Origin of the sequence: Mesorhizobium sp. M7A.F.Ca.US.002.01.1.1, from assembly GCF_004022955.1 — a bacterium.
Taxonomy (GTDB): domain Bacteria; phylum Pseudomonadota; class Alphaproteobacteria; order Rhizobiales; family Rhizobiaceae; genus Mesorhizobium; species Mesorhizobium ciceri.
Genome location: NZ_RZQE01000733.1, coordinates 1 through 2,064, shown reverse-complemented (window position 1 = coordinate 2,064; position 2,064 = coordinate 1). Strand labels below are relative to the sequence as shown.

Annotated in this window: 2 protein-coding genes and 1 tRNA gene; 2 read left to right on the top strand and 1 reads right to left on the bottom strand. The window is 59.4% G+C overall.

The annotated features are described in order from the left end of the window. Positions 1-191, bottom strand: a 191-nt coding sequence (locus EN932_RS34815; protein ID WP_027038050.1) for a porin, incomplete at its 3' end; no start/stop codon positions are given. A gap of 451 nt (positions 192-642) precedes the next feature. Here EN932_RS34815 and EN932_RS34810 point away from each other — a divergent pair. Further along, positions 643-733, top strand: a tRNA-Ser gene (locus EN932_RS34810). A gap of 139 nt (positions 734-872) precedes the next feature. Further along, complete coding sequence (locus EN932_RS34805) at positions 873-2,063, top strand: porin (protein ID WP_127387456.1); 1,191 nt, start codon at positions 873-875, stop codon at positions 2,061-2,063. The last annotated feature ends 1 nt before the right edge of the window (position 2,064 follow it).

Below are 2,064 nucleotides of genomic sequence, written 5' to 3'. Positions count from 1 at the left end.
CGGACATAGCCGCCGATGCGCAGGCAGGTCTCGGTGCCGGGGATGTAGAAGTAGCCAGCGCCGTAGACGTCGCAAATCTTGACGTATTCAGCGGGTTCCGGCTCGGCGACGACGACGGCGTCGGCGGCGCGCGCACCGGAAACTGCGATCAGGGCCGCAGCGGAGCCGAGGAGAAGGCTCTTGATGTTCATTTTCTGACCTCCAGTCAAAAGTTAAAAAACGGGTCTGGGTATTCTTTGCTGAAGGACAGCGTTCCCTGCCCCATCCCCACTACCGAAAAAGATGCGCACCGCGCCGCTCCTTCGAAATCGACATTACTCATGAGGCGGCGGCGTTCAACCACGATCGTACCGGTGAAAGGGCTGCCTGGCTGCTATCCCCTGGCGTTGTTGCACAAATGACACGATTTGGCCTCACTCAGAAAGCTCTCGTTAACCATCAGGCCCGCCGCAACCCCTTGTTTGCCGCCGAATCCGGCGATGGACCGACGGAATCATGGCGAGTTCCCGAGTCGCTAGCCAGGAAACAACCGCAGAACCGCCACATGCATGGAAGATCGCGGTTCGGCGCCTTCTTATTTTTTCAGATAATGATGCGGGCTTGTTGATTGTGCCAGCGCTTTTCTTTATCCAGCGGCGCAACGGAGAGGTGGCCGAGTGGTCGAAGGCGCTCCCCTGCTAAGGGAGTAGAGGTCAAAAGCTTCTCGTGGGTTCGAATCCCATCCTCTCCGCCATCCTGCTTCGCGCTGCGCGCTTCGCAGGACAAATCTCCTAACAATAACAAATTGATAGTCGAAGGAAGCGCCGTTCCTGTGGCGTCGCCTGACTCTCCGCAAGCCGCTGTTTCATCCGATTCTGACTGGAGGTCAGAAAATGAACATCAAGAGCCTTCTCCTCGGCTCCGCTGCGGCCCTGATCGCAGTTTCCGGTGCGCGCGCCGCCGACGCCGTCGTCGTCGCCGAGCCGGAACCCGCTGAATACGTCAAGATTTGCGACGTCTACGGCGCTGGCTACTTCTACATCCCCGGCACCGAGACCTGCCTGCGCATCGGCGGCTATGTCCGCTATGATGTCGGCGTGGGTGACGGCGGCTCGTTCGATGGCGTCAACCACGTTACGGATCACCAGCACGGCGACGACAACTCGACCTACTGGAAGAACACCCGCTTCACGCTGAAGACCTGGACCGGCCAGGAAACCGAACTCGGCACGTTGAAGACCTACACCGAATACCGCATCAATTTCGGCAACAACTACGGCGACTTTGGCGATAACTCGGGGCCCGGCGGCACTACGAACCCCAACCGTAATGGCGACGGCTGGCAGGCCCGCAACAAGAGCAGCGCTCTGGAATTCGCCTGGATCCAGCTCGGCGGCCTGCGCGTCGGCGCTGACGAATCGGCCTTTGATACGTTTATCGGCTATGCCGGCAACGTCATCAACGACACGATCGTCCCGTACGGCAATTTCCAGACCAACGTCATTCAGTACTACTTCGATGCCGGCAATGGCCTCTCGGCCGTGGTTTCGCTCGAAGAAGGTTCGGGTGAGGTTGGCACCATCGACAGCTATGTTCCGCATGTCGTCGGCGGTCTGAAGTACACGCAAGGCTGGGGCGCCATCACCGGTGTTGTGTCGTATGACAGCAACTACGAGGAAGTCGCCGGCAAGGTTCGCCTGGACGTGAACGCCACCAACGAACTGTCGCTGTTCTTGATGGCCGGCTACGGCACCGACGATAACCTCAACGACCATACCAACAACATCGACGCGCTCGGCCGCGGCTTTTACAAGCAGTGGGGCGGTAACTGGGCTCTGTGGGGCGGTGGCACCTACAAGTTCAACGAAAAGACCTCGTTCAACCTCCAGGCGTCATATGACGACTGGAAGGATATCGGCGTCGCGGCGAACGTCGCCTACACCGTTGTTCCTGGCCTCACGGTCACGGCCGAAGTCGACTGGCAGCGCGTCGGCCAGGGCGCCATCGACAACGACTCCGTCTGGGTCGCGGCAACCAAGAAGAACAATGTCGGCGGTCTCCTCCGCTTCCAGCGCGATTTCTAAT